Consider the following 13,058-nt stretch of genomic DNA (forward strand, 5'->3'; position numbering starts at 1 on the left):
CGATTAACGACCCTCTACCGGGAGAGAGAAAAACAATGGCACTTATTAGCATGCGCCAGATGCTGGACCACGCGGCTGAATTTGGCTACGGCGTCCCAGCTTTCAACGTCAACAACCTTGAGCAGATGCGCGCCATCATGGAAGCCGCTGACAAGACTGACTCCCCGGTGATCGTCCAGGCTTCGGCCGGCGCCCGCAAATACGCCGGTGCCCCGTTCCTGCGCCATCTGATCCTGGCCGCGATCGAAGAATTCCCGCACATCCCGGTGTGTATGCACCAGGATCACGGCACCAGCCCGGACGTGTGCCAGCGCTCCATTCAACTGGGCTTCAGCTCGGTGATGATGGACGGCTCCCTGGGTGCCGACGGCAAGACCCCTACCGACTACGAGTACAACGTACGCGTAACCCAGCAAACCGTGGCCATGGCTCACGCTTGCGGCGTTTCGGTAGAAGGCGAGCTGGGCTGCCTGGGTTCCCTGGAAACCGGCATGGCCGGTGAAGAAGACGGTATCGGCGCCGAAGGCACCCTGGATCACAGCCAGATGCTGACGGACCCTGAAGAAGCCGCCGACTTCGTCAAGAAAACCCAGGTGGATGCTCTGGCCATCGCGATCGGCACTAGCCACGGCGCCTACAAGTTCACCAAGCCACCTACCGGCGACGTGCTGGCCATCGACCGCATCAAGGAAATCCACAAGCGCATCCCCAACACCCACCTGGTGATGCACGGTTCTTCCTCGGTACCGCAAGAGTGGCTGGCGATCATCAACCAGTACGGCGGCGACATCAAGGAAACCTACGGCGTGCCGGTTGAAGAAATCGTCGAGGGCATCAAGCACGGCGTGCGCAAGGTCAACATCGATACCGACCTGCGCCTGGCCTCCACCGGCGCCATGCGCCGCCTGATGGCGACCAACCCGAGCGAGTTCGACCCACGCAAGTTCTTCGGCGAAACCGTCAAGGCCATGCGCGACGTGTGCATCGCCCGTTACGAAGCCTTCGGCACCGCTGGCCAGGGTTCCAAGATCAAGCCGATCTCCCTGGAAGCGATGTTCCAGCGTTACGCCAAGGGTGAGTTGGACGCGCGCGTCAACTAAGTCCTGGTTGCGTTGGAAAGCCCGCGCTTGCCGCGGGCTTTTTTGTGCGCAGGCATTCCTGCCACTCAGCTTTTATCGTGATTAATCTTCAGCTTGTAAAACGTCACCTTCCCGCCCTCGCTGGTGTACCCGGTATTGTCCTGGGTATACACCCCCGCCTTGAAGTACAACTCGGCTACCCGCCAAGTGGCGCTGATCTTGGTTTGCCAGTGGTAGTCGGCGGCGCTCACGCTGAGCTCGCCCATGCTGCTCAAGTGAATGGAATAGGAAAACTGCTTATCCAGCGGCACGTCCTCGGCCACGATGATCACCGTGGGGTTCTCGTCATCCGGGTGGTAGCGCACCTTGGCGACGATGTTGCCACTGCCTTTGCTTTCCTTGTATTGATACTCCACCTTCAGCAACGGCTTGTTGCTGTCGTTGACGTGGATCTGGCCAATCACGATCTTGCCCGAAGACGGCACCTGATTCACTTCCAGGGTGGCCCTTAGAAAGTGCTGGTAGCCGGGGTAGGTCCAGTTGTGTTCCGAGCCATCAGCGTTGGTCTCCCGCAATTCGGTACGTGGGTACTTGGCGCTTTCGGTCACGGTGCCGGTGACTGGCGCCCAGAAAAACAGCGTACCTGTGTCAGAATGAAAATACTGGTCCTTGAAACCACTGACCAAGGTGGGGGTGTCGACAGTCTTGGCCGGTGTACCGACGGGAATGCTCAGATTCCAGGTTGAGAGATCTATCATGATGAAGCCTTCCATTTGATCGCGGCGGGTAACTGCCGAGAAAACCAACCCTTTCGCGGTGTAACAGGATTGAGACGGCGCTTCTTATACATTTATGAAAATAGGTTGTTAATGCTGGCACGTCGACAACTTGGCGCCAACCTTCCGTCCGATGCGCTGCAGCCCGCGGGTGCCGTGGGGCTGGCCAGGTGTACCGTTAGTCGGTTTTGCTCCATATTGGCTCATTGATACTACGCGGTCGGCTTCAGGTTTTTTGGATCCCCGTCTAGAGTAAGGGCAAGCTGTATCCGGCTTTCAACCGAAAGCCATGGCAACTGTAACGATGAGAAGCAGCATGGAATGCGTGCAACCCCTGCCAGGCGATGGCGGTTCTGTATTACTGGTCGTAGATGACTACCCGGAAAACCTGATCAGCATGCGGGCCCTGCTGGAGCGTCAGGATTGGCGGGTGGTGACGGCTGCCTCGGGTGTCGAGGCTTTGGGCATGTTGCTGGAACATGAGGTCGATCTCGTGCTTCTGGATGTGCAAATGCCCGGCATGGATGGTTTCGAGGTGGCCCGGCTGATGCGTGGCAGCCAGCGAACACGGCTAACCCCGATTATTTTCCTGACCGCCAATGAACAATCCCAAGCCTCGGTGCTCAAGGGCTACGCCAATGGCGCGGTCGATTACCTGTTCAAGCCGTTCGACCCGCAAATCCTGCGGCCCAAGGTGCAGGCGTTGCTTGAGCAACAGCGTAACCGCCGGGACTTGCAGCGCCTGAGCCGTGACCTGGAGTCTGCCCGGGCTTTCAATGCCTCGGTGCTGGAAAATGCCGCCGAGGGCATCCTGGTGGTGGATGAGATGGGCAACATCAATTTCGCCAACCCGGCCATTTCGCGCCTATTGAACACGCCGATAAGCGAGTTGCAAGGCGCCGAGTTGCTCAGTTTCATCCACAAGCCGGCGCTCAGCCAGTGGCGGGATTCGGACTTCTACCGCGCGTATGCCACTCGCGACACCTATCGGGTGCACGACGCCTTGATGCGCACCGCATCGGGCCAACAGCTGCCGGTGGCACTTTCCTGCGCGCCGCTGTCGGGCGAGCAGCGGGCCATGGTGGTCACGGTTCAAGATATGTCGGTAGTGCGCAACCTGCATCAGCAACTGGAGTACCAGGCTGTCACCGATCCGCTGACCGGGTTGCTCAACCGCCGTGGTTTCTACCAGACCGTTGAAAGCGCGCTGGTGCGCAACGAGCGCTCGGACAAGTCCCAGGCACTGCTTTACCTGGACTTGGACGGGTTCAAGCGCATCAATGACCAGCACGGCCACGATGCCGGCGACCGGGTGCTGCGCTGGGTGGCTGAGCAGCTCAAGGATTGCCTGCGCTCCTACGACATCGTCGCGCGCATGGGCGGCGATGAGTTCACCGCCTTGCTCGATACCCTGGAATACCCCGAGCAGGCAGCCAAGGTGGCCGAGAAGCTGATCGAGCGGGTATCCATGTGCCAGAAGATCGATGGCCTGGAGGTGACCCTGGGGGTCAGCATCGGCATTGCCACCTACCCTGAGTGCGGGTCTACTTTGGACGGCCTGCTGCGGGCCGCCGACATCGCCATGTACGCCGCCAAACAAGCCGGCCGCCAGCAATACCGTTACTACGACCAGGACCTCAATGGCCGCGCCCGCTCACGGCTGATGCTGGAAGACAGCGTCAGCACCGCCATCGAGCACCAGGACTTTACCCTGGTGTATCAGCCCCAGGTGGCGATTGCCGACGGCCGATTGCGTGGTTTCGAGGCGCTGCTGCGCTGGCGTCACCCCAGTGTCGGCGATGTTCCGCCGGGGTTGTTCATCCCGCTGCTGGAAGAGGCACGGCTTATCAGCCGGCTTACCAGTTGGATCTACCAGCAGGGCGCGGCGCAGCGCCATGCCTGGAGCGAGGCGTTTCCCAGTGACCTGATCCTGAGCATCAGCCTGAGCAATGCCCAGTTCGCCATCCCCAACCTGGTGTCGGAGCTGCAGCGGGCCATCGTGATGTACGGTTTGCAGGCCCGGCAACTGGAGGTGGAAGTGGTCGAGGCCTCCTTGCTGTACAACCCCGAAGAGGCCTGTGCACAGTTGCACGAGTTGCATAATCTGGGCGTGCGCATCGCCTTGGACGACTTTGGCAGCGGCCCTTGCTCGCTCAAGCTGTTGCGCGACGTGCCCATCGACACCCTCAAGTTGGACCGGCACCTGGTGGCCAAGCTGCCTGGCTCGGTGGCCGACGCGACGCTGGTGCGCTGCGTGCTGGCCCTGTGTCGCGAGCTGGAGATCACGGTCATTGCCGAAGGCGTGGAAACCCGTGAGCAGTATCTGTGGCTCAAGGAAAACGGCTGTGAACTGGTGCAGGGGTTCATCGTCGCGCAACCGCTGCCGGCCGCTGATGCGAGCCAGTTCCCGGCGTTTTTTGATTGGAAGTCGGTTTAGCCACCGTGCTATTTCGGTACACTGGCGGCTGACCATTGGACCTGTCGCCGCCATGCAACCGCTCAAGTACCTGCAAGCCTACCCGCCGAACCTGCAAGATCAGGTGCGCCAGTTGATCGCCCAAGGCCGCCTGGGCGAGTACCTGCACAAGCGCTACCCCGATCGCCATGCGGTGCAAAGCGACAAGGCGTTGTACGCGTATGCCTCGGCCATCAAGCAGGAGCACCTGCGCAACGCCGCTGGGTTGGACAAGGTGCTGTTCGACAACCGCCTGGACCTGACCCATCGCGCCCTGGGCCTGCACACCAATGTGTCGCGGGTGCAGGGGGGCAAGCTCAAGGCCAAGAAAGAGATCCGCATTGCCTCGCTGTTCAAGGAGGCGGCGCCTGAGTTCCTGAAAATGATCGTGGTGCACGAGCTGGCCCACTTCAAGGAGTCGGACCACAACAAGGCGTTCTACCAGCTGTGCGAGCACATGCAGCCCGGTTACCACCAGCTGGAGTTCGACCTGCGTATTTACCTCACCTACCGCGAGCTGCCGCAATGAGCGACAAGGAAAGCGTTATGGACGTCAGCAAGACCAAGAGCAGTTTCTACCGGCGCCTGTACGTGGCCTGGCTGATCGACAGCGGGCTGGCCACCAGCGTGCCCGCCTTGACCGAGGCTACCGGCATGCCCCGGCGCACCGCGCAGGACACCCTGGCGGCGTTGGCCGACCTGGACATCGTCTGCGAATTCGAGCAGCAGGATGGCGAACGCAACCATATCGGCCGCTACGTGGTGCGCGATTGGGGGCCGGTGGACAAGGAGTGGGTGGGGCGGCACTTGGGGGGCATCAAGCGTGTGCTGGGTTACCCCTGAGATTTTGCGGTGGGCTTTTCGCGGATGAATCCGCTCCTACAGGGGGCGTCGGTGTAGGAGCGGATTTATCCGCGAAGAGGCCCTCAAGCCTTACGCATCCCGATATGCGGAATTCCATCTTCCAGATACGCCTCGCCCACCACCAAGAACCCGTGCTTGGCGTAGTAGCCCTGCAAATGCGCCTGGGCCGACAGGTAGATCGGCACCCCTGGCCATTGACTCTCGGCGTGCTTGAGGCCCTCTACCAGCAGCTCATGCCCCAGGCCGCGGCCTCGGCCTTCGATGGCGATGACCACGCGGCCAATCACCACGTCGCCGCCCTGAGACACCGGGTCCAGCAAGCGCAGGTAAGCGACCAGGCTGTCGTCTTCCCACGCCATCAGGTGGCAGGTATCACCATCCAGGTCCTGGCCATCGAGTTCCTGATAGGCGCATTTCTGCTCTACCACGAACACTTCGCTGCGTAATCGCAGTACTTGGTAAAGCTGTTCCTTGCCCAGATCGGTGTGGTGCTTGCAGACCCAGTCGATACTCATGTCTACTCCTGAAACGGCAGATGCGGCCGATAATATAAAAAGCCCCCCCATCATAGGGGAACGCAAGCGTTTGGTCATACGTCGGGCCAGGAGCCCGCTACAGGATCTTGAGCATGCTGCAATTGCTTCGAGCCTCGTATTTGCTTGGATTGCTGATGCTGGCCCAACCGGCAGCCGCAGAAAAATTACGCTTGGTGGCTGACGCGTGGCCGCCATTTACCGATGCGACCATGGTCAATGGTGGCCTGGCCACGGAACTGGTGACCACGGCGCTGGCCAGGGCCGGCTACGCCAGTGACTTTGAACAGGTGCCCTGGGCGCGCGCCTTGTTGGGGATCGACGAGGGCCGTTACGACGTGCTGGTCAATGCCTGGTACAACGACGAGCGCACGCGCATCGGGCAGTTTTCCGGCAGCTACCTGCAAAACAAAATCCGCTTCATCAAGCGCAAGGAATCACCGATCACCTTCAATGGCGACCTGTCGGTGTTATACCCCTATCCGATCTCGATCGTGCGCGGCTACGCCTATTCCGGCGAGTTCGACAACGACAACCAGTTGCAAAAAGTGCCGGTGCATAACTTCTCCATGGCCGTGCGCATGCTCGCGGCCGACCGGGTCAAGCTGACGCTTGAAGACGAATACGTGGCCCGCTATTACCTGAGCCGGGAAACGCCCCGGGTGCGCAACGCGGTGGAGTTCCTGCCGCAGGCGCTCAGCGTGAACAACCTGCATATCCTGGTGAGCCTTAAAACCCCTGGCCACGAGAAGATCGTGGCCGGCTTCAACAAGGCGATCGATGCCATGAAAGCCGATGGCAGCTACGATCGCCTGATGAAGCGGTACGGCATGTAATTACTCGGCCTTGCCCTTGATCAAGTGCGCCGCCAGCGTTCGTAGCGGGCCCAGTTGGCGGCAGATCAAGGCTAGTTGGGTTTGCACCAGCCGCTGGCCTTCGTCGATCTCGTCGGGCATCTGCTCAAGCTCGTTGGCCAGGGCTTCCTCGGCGTCGCTGTGGATGTCCACCGGTAACTTGCTGGCAAGGCTGGTGGCAATGCCTTCGATGCTCTTGACCAGTTGCTCGCCCGCACCCTCGATCAGGCCGTGGCGCACCTCGTCGGGCAAGGCTGTCTCGCGGTGCGCGCCCAGGCCTGACAGGTAGCTGAGCAGGGTGTGCGACAGCACCAGGAAGCGAAAGCCCACGTCGGCTTCCTTACGGAAGTGCCCAGGCTCCATCAGCATGTTTGCCAGCGTGGTCGACAGCGCTGCATCGGCGTTGTGGGCGTTGCGCCGTGCCAGGCGGTAGGCCAGGTCATCTTTCTTGCCATTGGCGTACTGCTGCAATATCTGGCGCAGATAGACGCTGTTGCACGTCAGGGTGTTGCTCAGCACCTTGTTCAGCTTGCGGCCCTGCCAGTCTGGCAGAAACAGGAACACCGCCATGATTGCCACCAGGCTGCCGATCAGCGTGTCCATCAGCCGTGGCAAAAACAGCCCGTAGCCGTTGCCGACCTGGTTGAAGCAAAACAGGATCATCAGGGTGATACCGGCCGTGGACACCGTGTAGCGGCTGGTACGGTTGGTGAAGAAGACCATGCCGGCGATCACTGCGAACATCGACTGGATGATCGAATTGGGGAACAGGTCGAACAGCACCCAGCCCACGGTCAGGCCGATGGCCGTGCCGATGATCCGCTGCCCCAGCTTGCGCCGCGTGGCGCCGTAGCTCGGCTGGCAGACGAACACCGTGGTCAGCATGATCCAATAGCCCTGGGTGGGGTGGATCAAGTGCACCAGGCCAAAGCACACCGCCAGTGCCAGGGGCAGGCGCAGGGCATGGCGGAACAGCAGCGAAGTGGGCGTGAGGTTCTGGCGGATGCGCCCCCAGATGTCTTTCAGGCTCTGGGGCGAGCGGTCCAGCAGGCTGCTGTCGCTGGCGTCGGCAAGTTTGTCCGGGTTGCTTGCATCGCTCAGCAGGCGGTCCAGGGTGCCCAGGTTGGCCGCCAGCGCCCGCAGCGAGCGCAGCAGGCCGCGCCAGGCCGGGTTGCTCTGGATGCGCAGGTGCTCAAGGGAGGCATGCAGGTCATTCAGGGCTTCGGCGAAATTGACGTCGAAGACAAACGGCTGGCGCAACTGGATCGATTCGGACAGCCGCTGGCAGGCCTTGCCCTGTTGGCGCAGCAGGCGCTGGCAGCGGAACAGCACGTCGCTGTGGAAGAACGCTTCGGCCAGGGCGTTGTAGGGGTAATGCGAAGAGCTGGCGCGCTCGTGCACGTCTTGGGCGAGGAAATACAGCTTCAGGTAGCGGCTGACCTTGGAGCCTGGGCGGGTGCTGCCTACCCGGTGCAGGATGATTTCCTTGGTGGAGTTGAGCGCTGCCACCACGCGGCCGTTCTGCTTGGCCAGCTCCAGGCGCCGGCCTTCCACGTCCAGGCCGCGAATGGGCTCGAACAGGCTGGACTTGAGCTTGAGGTAGTAGCCCAGCTCGCGAAACAGCCGGGCCAGGGCCTGCTGCACCGGCTGGTTGGAAAACAGTGCCTGCCACAGCACCGAAAGGATGCCGTACCAGCCCGCCCCGGCCACCAGCAGCATCGGTTCGTGCCAGAAGTCCGTCACCTCGCCGCCGCGCTGGTCCACCCCGATCATGGTGTACACCGCGACGATCAGCGTCGCGTAGGCAATGGCGTTGTAGCGCTCGCCCAATGCACCCAGCATGGTCAGGCCAAAAGCGGCGAGCGAAAGTGCGCAGATGAACAGGATGGGGTAGGGGAACAGCAACTCCACCGACAGCGCCGAACAACTGAAGCACACCAGGGTTACTGCCAGGGCCTTGGTACGGCCTTGCCAATTGTCGTCGGTCTCGGCCAGGGCCGAGGCGATGATCCCGAGGAAGATCGGGATCAGCAGGCGCATTTCGTTCTGATACCAGCACAGCGCCATGCTGCCGGTCAGGGCGATGAACACCCTTACGCTGTAACTGAACTTGTCTAGCGCCCACAAGCGGCGCATGGATTGGCGAAACGAGGTCGATGCCATGTAGGGGGGCGAACCTGGGCAGTTGATCTAAATAGAGCCGGTGTGTGGCGGCGATTCGTTGTCGCCGTTCACTTATTACCAGCAAAATTTGTTCCGTGATACAGCCATCGTCCAGATTATACGTATTGCGCCGCGGCATAGGCCGAGGCCCAGGCCCACTGGAAGTTGAAGCCGCCCAAGTGGCCGCTCACGTCCAGCACTTCGCCAACGAAATACAGGCCAGGGCTTTTCAGCGACTCCATGGTCTTGGACGACACCTCTTTGGTGTCGACGCCGCCCAGGGTCACTTCAGCGGTGCGATAACCTTCGGTACCCGCGGGTACGACCTGCCAGCTACCGATTTTGCTGGCGATCTCGTTCAGCTCGGCCGGGGTGTACTGCTTCATCGGCTTGGAGGTGAACCAGTGATCGGCCAGCAGGTTGGCCATCTTCTTGGTGAAAATCTCGCCCAAAAGGGTCTTGAGCTCGGAGTTCGGCCGTTCGGCCTGCTGCTGTTGCATCCACTGCAAGGCGTCGTGATCGGGCAGCAGGTTGATCTCCACCGCATCGCCAGGGTGCCAGAACGAGGAGATCTGCAAGATTGCCGGGCCGCTGAGGCCGCGGTGGGTGAACAGGATGTTCTCGCGAAAGCTCTGGTCGTTGCAGCTCACCAGGCAGTCCACCGAGGTGCCGGACAGCTCGGTGCACAAGTCCTTGAGCTGGTCGGTGATGGTAAACGGCACCAGGCCTGCGCGGGTGGCCAGCACGGTGTGACCGAACTGGCGGGCGATCTGGTAGCCGAAGCCGGTGGCGCCCAAGGTCGGGATCGACAGGCCGCCGGTGGCCACCACCAGCGACTGGCAGTTGATGTCGCCCATGCTGGTGCTCAGCAAGTACCCGTTTTCCAGCTTTTCGATCTGCTGCACCGAGGTGTCCAGGCGCAGGTCGACCTTGGCCTGCGCGCACTCGTCGAGCAGCAGGCCGAGGATGTCACTGGACTTGTTGTCGCAGAACAACTGGCCGAGCTTTTTCTCGTGGTACGGCACGCCGTGCTTGGCCACCAGGGCGATGAAATCCCATTGGGTGTAGCGGGCCAGGGCCGACTTGCAGAAGTGCGGGTTGTGCGAGAGGAAGTTCGCAGGCTCGGTGTACAGGTTGGTGAAGTTGCAACGGCCACCACCGGACATGAGGATTTTTTTGCCGGCTTTGTTGGCGTGGTCGATGAGCAGGACCGAGCGCCCGCGAGCCGCGGCGGTCAATGCGCACATCAGGCCTGCGGCGCCGGCGCCGATGATGACGACTTCGGTGGTGCGCACTGCTTGTTCCTCTGCTGATCGTTATGTTCGCGGTGTTTGGTTCGCGGATAAATCCGCTCCTACGGCGATCGTTGTAGGGGCGGGTTTATTCGCGAACAGGCCACCCCAGTTACAGGATGCGCACGCGCAGCGAGCGGCCTTTGATCTTGCCGTTGTTCAAGCGCTGCAACGCCTGGTTGGCGATGCTGCGTTCCACGGCCACGTAGGCCTGGAAGTCGAAGATCGCGATCTTGCCAACCTGGGCGCCGGGGATGCCGGCGTCGCCGGTAAGGGCGCCGAGGATGTCGCCGGGGCGCACCTTGTCCTTGCGGCCCGCGGCAATGCACAGGGTGGACATGACCGGCAGCAGCGGCGCGCCGCCCTTGGAGGTCAGGTTGCTGAGGTCGTCCCAGGTCAGCGGGGCTTTCTGCAATTGCTCCACGGCCTGGGCGCGGTGCGCTTCGGCGGGGGCGACGAAGCTGATCGCCAGGCCCGACTCACCAGCACGGCCGGTACGGCCCACGCGGTGGATGTGGATTTCCGAATCACGGGCCAGCTCCACGTTGATCACCATGTCCAGCGCATCGATGTCCAGGCCGCGGGCAGCTACGTCGGTGGCCACCAGTACCGAGGTGCTGCGGTTGGCGAACATGGCCAGCACCTGGTCGCGGTCACGCTGCTCCAGGTCGCCGTGCAGGGCCACGGCGCTGATGCCTTTGGCCACCAGGTGGTCGACGGTTTCCTGCACTTGCTGCTTGGTGAAGCAGAACGCCACGCACGACTGCGGACGGAAGTGCGCCAGGGCCTTGACCACGGCGTCCATGCGCTCGTCCGGGGAGATCTCGTAGAAGCGCTGTTCGATCTGGCTGTCGGTGTGCAGGGCTTCGGCCTTCACGGTTTGCGGGGTGCGCATGAACTTGGAGGCCAGTTGCTTGATGCCCACCGGGTAGGTGGCCGAGAACAGCAGGGTCTGGCGGCGCTCCGGGGTCTGCTCGATGATGTTTTCGATGGAGTCGTAGAAGCCCATGTCCAACATGCGGTCGGCCTCATCGAGGACCAGGGTGTTCAAGCCGTCGAGCAGCAGCGAGCCTTTGCGCAGGTGCTGCTGGATGCGCCCCGGGGTGCCGACGATGATGTGCGCGCCGTGTTCCAGCGAAGCGATCTGCGGGCCAAAGGACACGCCGCCGCACAGGGTCAGCACTTTGATGTTGTCTTCGGCGCGGGCCAGGCGGCGGATTTCCTTGGCGACCTGGTCGGCCAGCTCGCGGGTCGGGCACAGGACCAGCGCCTGGCAACCAAAGAATCGCGGGTTGATCGGGTTCAGGAGGCCGATGCCGAACGCGGCCGTCTTGCCGCTGCCGGTCTTGGCCTGGGCGATCAGGTCCATCCCCTTGAGGATCACCGGCAAGCTCTGCGCCTGGATCGGCGTCATTTGGGCATACCCGAGGGATTCCAGGTTGGCCAGCATGGCGGCGGACAAAGGCAGAGTGTTAAAAGCGGTGGCGATGGTGGTCACGGGACTGGCCTGCAAAACAAAATGTCGCGCAGTGTACCAGTCTCGTGGCCTTTGGCCCTAAGGCTCTATCTCAGGTTCCGGACGAACAGCGTTTTGCGAGGGCTTGTTCGACAGTTGCGCGAAGATGGCCGCAGCCAGCATGGTCATGACCCCGATGGTCAGGAAGGTCAACTGGAAGGCGCCCAGGGTGGTGCTCACGCCTTCGCCGGTACCGGCTGCGGTAAAGCCGCCCAGCAGTGCGCCGGCGCAGGCCACGCCCAGGCTCATGGCCAACTGCGCCACCACCGATAACAGGCTGTTGCCGCTGCTGGCGCTGGCATCGTCCAGGTCGATCAGGGTCACGGTGTTCATGGCGGTGAACTGCATCGAGTTCACGGCGCCCAGCAACCCCAGTTGGATCAACAGCACCCAGTACGGCGTTTCGGGCGAGATCAGGCCCAGGCTTGCCAGCAGCGCACCCAGTAGCAACGTATTGCCGGTGAGAATCACGCGGTAACCAAAGCGTTCGATCAACGGCCGGGCCAGGGATTTGGCCAGCATTGCCGAGGCTGCGAGCGGGATCATGCTCATGCCTGCCTGGGAAGGTGAATAACCCATGGCCACTTGCAGCAGCAGCGGCACCAGGAACGGCAGCGCGCCGCCGCCCAGGCGGGCGAACAGGTTGCCCAGAATGCCGACGGCGAAGCTGCGGGTGCGAAACAGCGTGGGCGAAAACAGCGCGTTCTCGGTATGGCCGGCGCGCAACCAGTACGCGGCCAGGCACGCCATGCCGGCGAACAACAGCAACATCACCCGCAAATGCGGCAGTTGCAACTCCCCCAGGCCTTCCATGGCGATGGTGATGAGCACCATCGCCGCGCCAAACAGCAAAAAGCCCATGCTGTCGAAACGGGTACGGGTAGCGCCGCGCAAATCCGGGATCAATTGCCAGATCGCCCAGCAACCAAGCAGCCCCACCGGCAGGTTGATCAAAAAGATCCAGTGCCAGCTCAGGTATTCCACCATCCAGCCGCCCAGCGTCGGGCCGATCAGTGGCCCCAATAGGCCCGGCACGGTAACGAAACTCAAGATGCGCACCAGTTCCGAGCGCGGGTAGGCGCGCAAGATCACCAGCCTGCCGACCGGTAGCATCAGCGAACCGCCCAGGCCTTGCAGGATGCGCGCGCACACCAGTGCTGTGAGGCTGGTGGACAATGCGCAAGCCAGTGAACCCAAGGTGAACAGCATGATCGCGCTGAAAAATACCCGCTTGGTGCCGAACCGATCGGAGATCCAGCCGGAGGCCGGGATCAGCAGTGCGACGGTGAGCATGTAGGCGATGACCACCGACTGCATGCGCAGGGGGTTTTCGGCCAGGTCGCGGGCCATGGAGGGCAGGGCAGTGTTGAGGATGGTCCCGTCGAGGGACTGCATGAAGAAGGCGATGGCCACCACCCAGGGCAGCCAGCGGGCGGTACGGGCGTCGAGGAGCGGGCGGTTGGGCATGAAGTCCCTTTCTTGTTTTCTTTAGGGCCTCTTCGCGGATCAATCCGCTCCTACGGGAG

At 62.0% G+C, this 13,058-nt stretch carries 11 protein-coding genes; 5 read left to right on the forward strand and 6 right to left on the reverse strand.

The window, feature by feature from the left end; translation table 11 throughout:
- The first annotated feature begins 35 nt into the window (after positions 1-35).
- Complete coding sequence (fba, locus tag L9B60_RS13715) at positions 36-1,100, forward strand: class II fructose-bisphosphate aldolase (RefSeq protein ID WP_249679345.1); 1,065 nt, start codon at positions 36-38, stop codon at positions 1,098-1,100.
- 65 nt (positions 1,101-1,165) lie between these two features.
- On the opposite strand, the gene L9B60_RS13720 is transcribed toward fba, so the two are convergent.
- A complete protein-coding gene (locus tag L9B60_RS13720) occupies positions 1,166-1,837 on the reverse strand; it encodes a polysaccharide lyase family 7 protein (protein WP_249679346.1) in 672 nt (223 codons plus the stop codon).
- Positions 1,838-2,171: 334 nt separating this feature from the next.
- Between L9B60_RS13720 and L9B60_RS13725 the strand changes: the two genes are divergently transcribed.
- From L9B60_RS13725 to L9B60_RS13735, 3 genes are read left to right on the forward strand one after another with little or no spacing between them, the layout of a single operon-like run.
- The gene (locus L9B60_RS13725; RefSeq protein ID WP_249679347.1) at positions 2,172-4,292 is read left to right on the forward strand and encodes a putative bifunctional diguanylate cyclase/phosphodiesterase; all 2,121 of its coding nucleotides are present in this window, start codon (positions 2,172-2,174) and stop codon (positions 4,290-4,292) included.
- Between the two features lie 52 nt (positions 4,293-4,344).
- The gene (locus L9B60_RS13730) at positions 4,345-4,839 is read left to right on the forward strand and encodes a M48 metallopeptidase family protein (protein WP_249679348.1); all 495 of its coding nucleotides are present in this window, start codon (positions 4,345-4,347) and stop codon (positions 4,837-4,839) included.
- 17 nt (positions 4,840-4,856) lie between these two features.
- Positions 4,857-5,153 carry a winged helix-turn-helix domain-containing protein gene (locus L9B60_RS13735; RefSeq protein WP_249679739.1) on the forward strand — a complete coding sequence of 99 codons (297 nt, stop codon included), beginning with the start codon at positions 4,857-4,859 and terminating at the stop codon, positions 5,151-5,153.
- An 83-nt stretch (positions 5,154-5,236) separates the two neighbouring features.
- Here L9B60_RS13735 and L9B60_RS13740 read toward each other — a convergent pair whose 3' ends face one another.
- On the reverse strand, positions 5,237-5,689 hold the full coding sequence (locus L9B60_RS13740) for a GNAT family N-acetyltransferase (RefSeq protein WP_249679349.1): 453 nt from the start codon (positions 5,687-5,689) through the stop codon (positions 5,237-5,239).
- A 113-nt stretch (positions 5,690-5,802) separates the two neighbouring features.
- Here L9B60_RS13740 and L9B60_RS13745 point away from each other — a divergent pair, with 113 nt between their 5' ends.
- Positions 5,803-6,543, forward strand: a complete 741-nt coding sequence (locus L9B60_RS13745) for a substrate-binding periplasmic protein (protein WP_249679350.1) — start codon at positions 5,803-5,805, stop codon at positions 6,541-6,543.
- On the opposite strand, the gene yccS is transcribed toward L9B60_RS13745, so the two are convergent.
- The 4 genes from yccS to mdtD form a co-directional block, all read right to left on the reverse strand.
- Positions 6,544-8,724 (reverse strand): YccS family putative transporter, encoded by a 2,181-nt coding sequence (gene yccS / locus L9B60_RS13750; RefSeq protein ID WP_249679351.1) that lies wholly within the window; start codon positions 8,722-8,724, stop codon positions 6,544-6,546.
- 116 nt (positions 8,725-8,840) lie between these two features.
- Complete coding sequence (locus tag L9B60_RS13755; protein ID WP_249679352.1) at positions 8,841-10,019, reverse strand: BaiN/RdsA family NAD(P)/FAD-dependent oxidoreductase; 1,179 nt, start codon at positions 10,017-10,019, stop codon at positions 8,841-8,843.
- Between the two features lie 109 nt (positions 10,020-10,128).
- Positions 10,129-11,466 carry an ATP-dependent RNA helicase DbpA gene (gene dbpA / locus L9B60_RS13760; RefSeq protein ID WP_249679740.1) on the reverse strand — a complete coding sequence of 446 codons (1,338 nt, stop codon included), beginning with the start codon at positions 11,464-11,466 and terminating at the stop codon, positions 10,129-10,131.
- Between the two features lie 105 nt (positions 11,467-11,571).
- Positions 11,572-12,999: a multidrug transporter subunit MdtD gene (gene mdtD / locus L9B60_RS13765; protein WP_249679353.1), complete on the reverse strand. Its 1,428-nt coding sequence runs from the start codon at positions 12,997-12,999 to the stop codon at positions 11,572-11,574.
- Between the last annotated feature and the right edge of the window lie 59 nt (positions 13,000-13,058).

The organism is Pseudomonas abieticivorans, from assembly GCF_023509015.1.
In the GTDB taxonomy this organism is placed as follows: domain Bacteria; phylum Pseudomonadota; class Gammaproteobacteria; order Pseudomonadales; family Pseudomonadaceae; genus Aquipseudomonas; species Aquipseudomonas abieticivorans.

What these genes read in the sequence shown, in the direction of transcription:
- fba (WP_249679345.1), top strand. Translation starts at nt 36, where the DNA reads ATGGCACTTATTAGCATGCGCCAGATGCTGGACCACGCGGCTGAATTT.
- L9B60_RS13720 (WP_249679346.1), bottom strand. Translation starts at nt 1,837, where the DNA reads ATGATAGATCTCTCAACCTGGAATCTGAGCATTCCCGTCGGTACACCG.
- L9B60_RS13725 (WP_249679347.1), top strand. Translation starts at nt 2,172, where the DNA reads ATGGAATGCGTGCAACCCCTGCCAGGCGATGGCGGTTCTGTATTACTG.
- L9B60_RS13730 (WP_249679348.1), top strand. Translation starts at nt 4,345, where the DNA reads ATGCAACCGCTCAAGTACCTGCAAGCCTACCCGCCGAACCTGCAAGAT.
- L9B60_RS13735 (WP_249679739.1), top strand. Translation starts at nt 4,857, where the DNA reads ATGGACGTCAGCAAGACCAAGAGCAGTTTCTACCGGCGCCTGTACGTG.
- L9B60_RS13740 (WP_249679349.1), bottom strand. Translation starts at nt 5,689, where the DNA reads ATGAGTATCGACTGGGTCTGCAAGCACCACACCGATCTGGGCAAGGAA.
- L9B60_RS13745 (WP_249679350.1), top strand. Translation starts at nt 5,803, where the DNA reads ATGCTGCAATTGCTTCGAGCCTCGTATTTGCTTGGATTGCTGATGCTG.
- yccS (WP_249679351.1), bottom strand. Translation starts at nt 8,724, where the DNA reads ATGGCATCGACCTCGTTTCGCCAATCCATGCGCCGCTTGTGGGCGCTA.
- dbpA (WP_249679740.1), bottom strand. Translation starts at nt 11,466, where the DNA reads ATGCTGGCCAACCTGGAATCCCTCGGGTATGCCCAAATGACGCCGATC.
- mdtD (WP_249679353.1), bottom strand. Translation starts at nt 12,999, where the DNA reads ATGCCCAACCGCCCGCTCCTCGACGCCCGTACCGCCCGCTGGCTGCCC.